Below are 6,734 nucleotides of genomic sequence, written 5' to 3'. Positions count from 1 at the left end.
GATAATCAGTTGACTTCAGTCTTACAGCACAAGCACCCACACGAATTGCTTGATTCAATTGTTAAAGAGCGGTTGGTTAAGAGCTTTTCGTCTCAACCGAGGCGCGCATTCTACAGCAGCGTCTCAATCTGTCAAGCGGTTATTTTCTGAAGTTTTCAAAGTTTCCTTATCAACTTCAACCACTTGCGCTTCGTTCGACTTGGCGTCTCATGTCAGCGGGAGGCGAATTCTACAGCGTTACAACTTGCTGTCAACCACCTTTTTCACCGCTGTCGATTCGAACACCAGAACCGAAGCATTTCCTCGCTATCCTGAACCTGTAACTCTTTGATCTTCAAGGAGTTTTCGGTTCCGACTGCGCCGGAAGTGGGGCGAATTATAGACACATCCGGAGGGGCGTCAAGCACTTATTCCGAATACTTTCAAAAATCGTCCCAGACGATAAAAATGAGCACTATATTGCTCAGAGCCAGATTCTTGAGCATCATGACGTCCCTCTTCTATATGCACGTCCAGCCTTTCGGATCTTAATAACGCAATGAACGCAAACCCCACCCGCCTGACAGCCGTTCTTCTCCCGGTCGGCATGCTGCTGATTGCCATGATGTCGGTGCAGACCGGCGCCTCGCTCGCCAAGTCATTGTTCCCAGCCATCGGCGCTCAAGGCACTACGACCTTGCGCCTGGTGTTCGCGAGCATCCTGATGACGCTGATCCTGCGCCCATGGCGCACGACATTCACCTCCAGCTCCCTGCGCACGGTGCTTATATATGGCATCGCACTGGGCGGCATGAATTTCCTCTTCTATATGGCTATCCGCACGATTCCTCTGGGGATCGGCGTTGCGCTGGAGTTCACCGGGCCACTGGCGGTCGCTTTGCTGCACTCACGCAAAGTCACGGACTTCATCTGGATCGTACTGGCGGTGACAGGCCTCGCCTTACTCATTCCCATGGGGCAGGCAAATGGCCTGGATCTGGCCGGCGCTCTTTATGCGTTGGGCGCAGGCGTTTGCTGGGCGGGCTACATTCTGTTCGGGCAGAAGGCCGGTGCGGATCATGGCGTGCAAACAGCTGCGCTCGGCGTGGTCATTGCCGCCATCTTCATTGCCCCGATTGGGGTAGCGCATGCGGGCAGCGCTTTGCTTGACCCTGCTCTGATCCCGATCGCTCTTGGCGTCGCCATCCTTTCGACGGCACTGCCTTACAGCCTGGAGATGATCGCCCTCACCCGAATGCCCGTTCGCACATTCGGCACGTTGATGAGCATGGAACCTGCCGTGGGCGCACTGTCCGGATTGCTGTTTCTGCATGAGAGCCTGACCCTGACCCAGTGGCTGGCCATCAGTGCGATCATCGTCGCCTCGGTCGGTGCGACACTGACCACGCGCCCCGAGCCTGTGGCCTTGGTGCCAGCCGACTGACGCTTTTTGGGCTCAGTTACACGATGTCACTGGTATTTGTAACGCTGTTGCGCCATGTTTACGTCCAAGCCCCTCCATTGCGGAGCTTCATTTGGATGGGCATGGCTGTTGGCTTCAGGCAAGCGAGCGAATTCAAGCTAGGGACTGAGCGGTTGTGGCCGGTCAGGTAAGGAAATGAATGAAGTACATTTTAATAATGCTGGCCATTGTGAGCGTCGCCGGATGCGCCGCCACCTCCAAGCCAGTGAAGAGCAAGCGGGGCCTGCACATCAATTGCTCCGGTCTCTCGTCTTCGTGGGATCAGTGCTACAAGATGGCGACCGACTCCTGTGAATCCCGGCAATACCGGGTCATTGCCAAATCAGGCGACGCGACCGAGGACCCGGGAGATTTCCCATTGGGACTCAATCCGGCTGGCTATACCAGCCGCAGCATGATCATCGTGTGCAAGAAGCCGACTCAGCCCTGAAGCCCTTCCCCATTCGTTTGCCTGCCCTTCCAGGCGCAGGCATCGAATTCGTCCTGTAGCTTCCGTCCCTATGGAGCTCGACCTGATCAGACGGCGGCGGTGCGCAATTCCAGCCATGCCAGCGCCAGGCCGTCGAGCAATGGGCTCAAGCGGCGCTTGACGTCCGCGTGGTAGCCATTCAACCACTCACGTTCTTCTTCCGTCAGCAGACTCACCTCCAGGCAGCGCGTATCGATCGGGCACAAGGTCAGGGTTTCGAATTTCAGGAATTCGCCAAACTCGGTCTTGCCCGCTTCCTGGTTGATGACCAGGTTCTCGATCCGCACGCCCCACTGACCCGGACGATAAGTCCCCGGCTCGATGGAGGTGATCATCCCCGGCTGCATCGCGGTTTGCGGCGTGGCCGGTGCCTGGTAGGCGATCACCTGCGGGCCTTCATGCACGTTGAGGAAGTAGCCGACGCCGTGCCCGGTGCCGTGACCATAGTTGACGCCCTCGGCCCAGATCGGCGCCCGAGCGATCGCATCCAGCAGGGGCGAGAGAATGCCGCGCGGAAAGTGGGCGCGGGACAGTGCGATCACCCCCTTCAATACCCGCGTGCAATCACGCTTTTGATCGGCGGTCGGCGTTCCGACAGGCACCATACGGGTGATGTCGGTGGTGCCACCCAGATACTGGCCCCCGGAATCGATCAGCAACAGCCCGTCGCCTTCGATGACGGAGTGTTCCTCTTCCGTGGCGCGGTAATGCGGCATCGCGCCGTTACCGTTGAAGCCCGCAATGGTCGCGAAGCTTTGAGAGATGTAGTCCGGACGCTTCGCGCGAGCCGCGCTGAGTTTTTCGTCGATGGTCAGCTCGGTGACACGCTCATTGCCCAGCGCCGAGTCCAGCCAAGCGAAGAATTCGCACAGCGCGGCGCCATCCTGTTCCATGGCCTGACGAATGTGCTGGGCGTCCGCCTCGCTTTTTTGTGATTTAAACAGGGTGCTCGGGTTGAGGCCTTCGACCAACGTGACTTCGCTGTCCAGATAGTCGAGCAGGCCACAGGTCACCCGCGCCGGGTCAACCAGCAGCCTCGCCTCTTTCGGCACGGCACGCAACGCGGCGCCAATGGCGGTGTATTCGCGCAGCGTGATGCCTTCGTTTTCGAGGGTTTTGCGCAGCGCCGGGTTCACTTTCTCGGGAGCCACGAACAAGCTGACACTGTCAGGGCCGATCAATGCGAAGGAAATGAACACTGGATTGTAGGAAACGTCTTCGCCGCGCAAGTTAAACAGCCAGGCGATGTCGTCCAGCGTCGCGAGAAAATGCCAGTCGGCGCCGCGCTCGGCGATCACCTTGCGCAGCCGGGTCAGTTTTTCCGGGCGGGATTGCGTGGCCTGAGGCGCGACGTGCTCATAAATAGCCTGGGTCGGCAGCACGGGGCGGCCTTCCCACAGCTCGGTCAGCGGATCGAGGTCGGTGCGCAGTCGGGCACCACGGGCATAAAGGTTGCTGGCCAGCGTGCGTGAGGACGCGACCGCCAGGACAGCACCATCAACCGCGACTACGGAATCAGTCTTGGCCTGCTCCGCCAGCCATTCCAGCGGCCCCGGCTGGCCGGGTTGCAACTTGACCAGTTCGATCCCGCTGCCCGCCAATTCTTTAGTGGCCTGCTCCCAGTAGCGGCTGTCGGCCCACACGCCCGCGAAATCAGGGGTGACGATCAGCGTGCCGACCGACCCATGGAAGCCCGACAGCCATTGCCGGCCTTGCCAATACCCCGGCAGGTATTCCGACAGATGAGGATCGGCCGACGGCACCAGCCAGGCGTCGATGCCTTCACGACTCATGAGGGCGCGTGCCTGCGCCAAGCGTTGCGCCACCACTCCACTGGTTTTCGACTGCGTGTTCATTGAATCTCCTGCTGACCCGAAATTGTTTGCGTCGCACCTGACAGATAATGGAGGACGTATCGGCGGGGAGCAACCGCAGGCCAGGTATCACGAGATGACGGCAACGGTCAGTCGGAACGCGTTATGCCTCAAGCAGTTAGAACGGCATGACATTAGACCTTTCAGAAAGTTTCAAAGATTGCGTTATTAATTTCGAACTGATCCAACACTAACAGACCGGGCAAAGTTGGATAAAACGGCGCCAAACTTTCATCACTTCGTTAGTTGCTCAGTTCCTGTTTTGATCACAAACGAGCGCACTAAGACGTTCAATTAACCCGCGCCATAAAACCGATAACTACACCCTGCGCCTGACTTCTGGCGGTGGAAAACTGTCTTTTGCCGGGTTTCCCACCTGCTTTGGAGTTGTCTTCTCAATGCTTCAAAAGCGTCAGCGCACCGTGATAGAGCAACGCTATTTTTTTGACTTGTATATAAATCAATAAGTTACACAATCAAAACGACGGGTTATCAAAAATTTTACAGAATGTTGGCGAAATAATTTGACAGAAAGTCTGCGCCCGTCGATATATATGCCTGTCCAATGTTTTCCTGTTTTAGCAGCGCAGCCACAGAGCTGTGCGCAGAAGACATTTTGGACTTCATCATGCTGTATCTGCCTACGAAGTTAATGAACACAAACGGTGTGTCCCTTGCGCCGGTGGGCATGTGTTGGCCGAAAGAAAATTTTCAAAAGAACTGAAAGTGCTCGGTTGGGCGGTAGCTTTGCCCAACGCTTTTCCCAGGGCTCTTTTGAAAAGACAGCGTGAACAAACAGTGAGTAGAACAGCAGGATCTGCAGATTCGGGCGGTAGCGTGCCTGAAGCCTCAATCGCAACCTGTTGTGTCCCCTTTCCTTATTTAGAGGACGCGATGCAATGCCCTTATCTTTCGACATGGATGAGCAGCTGGCCCAGCGCCTGGCTGACGAAATCGATACCCACGGCTTTGCAAAGCTCGGCGGCGCGGTGTCCGACGCAGACCTTCAACAGCTGCGCGCCTGGACCGACGAACAAGCGCGCAAACACCAGGGTGAATACTTCGCCTATCACGGTGAAGCGATGCTGGGCGAAAGCCTGCTGTCGAGCTACTGGACCGACCCGCGCTTCAAGTCGCTGCTGGGAGGCCTCTACCGACATGCCGCCCGGCACGATGCCCGCAGCGATCGGATCTTTCCGGTGCTGCGTTGCGTACAGGGCAATCAGGGCAAGCGCGAATCCAATGCCTTTCACTACGACGCAAGTCTGGTGACAGCGCTGATTCCGGTGTTCATCCCCACAGAGGGCGAGGAGCGCGGTGATCTGATGCTCTTCCCGAACATTCGACGGGTGCGTGGTTGGGTGCTGTTCAACGTGATCGAGAAAGCGTTGCTGCAGAACAAGGTTACCCGTGGCTGGATCGTCAAAGGCATGCAGCGCAACTGGCTCAAGCCTTATGTCCTGCGCCTGGAACCCGGCAATGTTTATTTCTTCTGGGGCTACCGCACGCTGCACGCCAATCAGCCCTGCGGTGCCGATGTGAAGCGCGCCACGGCGCTGTTCCACTTTGGTGACCCCCACACAGGCAGTCTGGCGACCCGGCTGATTCTGCGGATCAACCAGGGTCGAGCGAGACGGATGAGTAACAAAGCCGGTAGTCAGCCTCCCGCTTCCACACAGAGCTAAACCGGACCGCACACGGTGTGCAACCCGCCTTGAAAGCACGGCTGCCTAAAAGCCCTGAAAGATTTGCGTCAGAAATGGAGATTTCGATGATCAACGTAACCAAGACTTACCTGGGCGATATCGACAAGTTCAAAACTTACGTCGAAGGCATCTATGCGCGTGGCTGGTTGACCAACCACGGTCCGCTGGTGTGCCAACTGGAAGAGCGCCTGAAGGAATACCTCGGCGTCAGGCACGTCATCCTGACTAACAACGGCACCCTCGCCCTGCAAGTCGCCTACCGCGCACTCGGCCTGAGCGGCAGCGCAGTGACCACGCCCTTCAGCTTCGTGGCCACCAGCAGTTCGTTGCAATGGGAAGGCATTCGCCCGATCTTCGCGGACATTGATGCGCAGACCTGGAACATCTCCCCTGAGCACATCGAAAGCCGCATCGTCTCGGACACCACCGCGATCGTCGGCACCCACGTGTTCGGCAACCCCTGCGCGGTGGAACGCATCGAAGAAATCGCCCGTCGGCGCAATCTGAAAGTCGTGTACGACGGCGCCCATGCCTTCGCCGTGCGCCACGCCGGTCAGTCGGTGCTCAACTGGGGCGACATCAGCACCTTGAGCTTTCATGCCACCAAGCTGTTTCACACCATTGAAGGCGGCGCGATCATCACCAACGACGATGAGCTGGCTCGTCGCGTTCACTTGCTGTGCAACTTCGGCATCGTTGAAGTCGACAAGATCGACGGCATCGGCATCAACGCCAAGCTCAACGAATTTTCAGCGGCAATGGGCCTGTGCATTCTCGACGACATCGAGAACATTCTTCAGCAACGCGCTGAAATTGCCCACCGCTACACCACCCGCCTGGGCGATTACGTCGACCTCCAGAAACCGGAAGACAACAGCGAGCTCAACAACAGTTACTACCCGATCGCCCTGAGCGACGAGCAGCAGTTGTTGCGCGTACGCAGTGCCTTGAACACCAATGGCATCAACCCGCGCCGGTATTTCTACCCCTCGCTGGACACCCTTGAATACCTGCAACCGCAGGCGGCACAAACTGCGTCGCGCGCCTTGAGTGACCGCGTGCTCTGCCTGCCGATCTTCCCGGGCCTGCAAGTGGAAGATCAGGAACGGGTGATTGCCACCGTGATTGCCGAATGCAGCCTGGGTCATGCGTCCTACCAGGCCCCGAACCTGGCGAGCGCCATCTGAAGCCGGTGTCACGTCACGTTCAGGCAAGAAAGGGAC

At 57.7% G+C, this 6,734-nt stretch carries 5 protein-coding genes; 4 read left to right on the top strand and 1 reads right to left on the bottom strand.

Annotation, left to right across the window (positions count from 1 at the left end):
- Positions 1-538: 538 nt before the first annotated feature.
- Together rhtA and GVN17_RS25155 are read left to right on the top strand one after the other, a co-directional pair.
- Entirely contained in the window at positions 539-1,423 is an 885-nt protein-coding gene (rhtA, locus tag GVN17_RS25160; RefSeq protein ID WP_166597988.1) for a threonine/homoserine exporter RhtA, read from the top strand.
- A 178-nt stretch (positions 1,424-1,601) separates the two neighbouring features.
- On the top strand, positions 1,602-1,892 hold the full coding sequence (locus GVN17_RS25155; RefSeq protein WP_166597987.1) for a hypothetical protein: 291 nt from the start codon (positions 1,602-1,604) through the stop codon (positions 1,890-1,892).
- Positions 1,893-1,978: 86 nt separating this feature from the next.
- Here GVN17_RS25155 and GVN17_RS25150 read toward each other — a convergent pair whose 3' ends face one another.
- Positions 1,979-3,787, bottom strand: a complete 1,809-nt coding sequence (locus tag GVN17_RS25150; protein ID WP_166597986.1) for an aminopeptidase P family protein — start codon at positions 3,785-3,787, stop codon at positions 1,979-1,981.
- Positions 3,788-4,704: 917 nt separating this feature from the next.
- On the opposite strand from GVN17_RS25150, the gene GVN17_RS25145 reads away from it, so the two are divergent.
- Both GVN17_RS25145 and GVN17_RS25140 read left to right on the top strand, forming a co-directional pair.
- The gene (locus GVN17_RS25145) at positions 4,705-5,490 is read left to right on the top strand and encodes a hypothetical protein (RefSeq protein ID WP_178115762.1); all 786 of its coding nucleotides are present in this window, start codon (positions 4,705-4,707) and stop codon (positions 5,488-5,490) included.
- 86 nt (positions 5,491-5,576) lie between these two features.
- Positions 5,577-6,698: a DegT/DnrJ/EryC1/StrS aminotransferase family protein gene (locus GVN17_RS25140; protein WP_166597985.1), complete on the top strand. Its 1,122-nt coding sequence runs from the start codon at positions 5,577-5,579 to the stop codon at positions 6,696-6,698.
- Positions 6,699-6,734: the final 36 nt, after the last annotated feature.

This window comes from Pseudomonas sp. SLFW (assembly GCF_009905615.1).
GTDB classification, from domain to species: Bacteria; Pseudomonadota; Gammaproteobacteria; order Pseudomonadales; family Pseudomonadaceae; genus Aquipseudomonas; species Aquipseudomonas bambusae.
The sequence above is the reverse complement of the archived record's forward strand: the minus strand, read 5'-3'. Positions and strand labels throughout refer to the sequence as shown.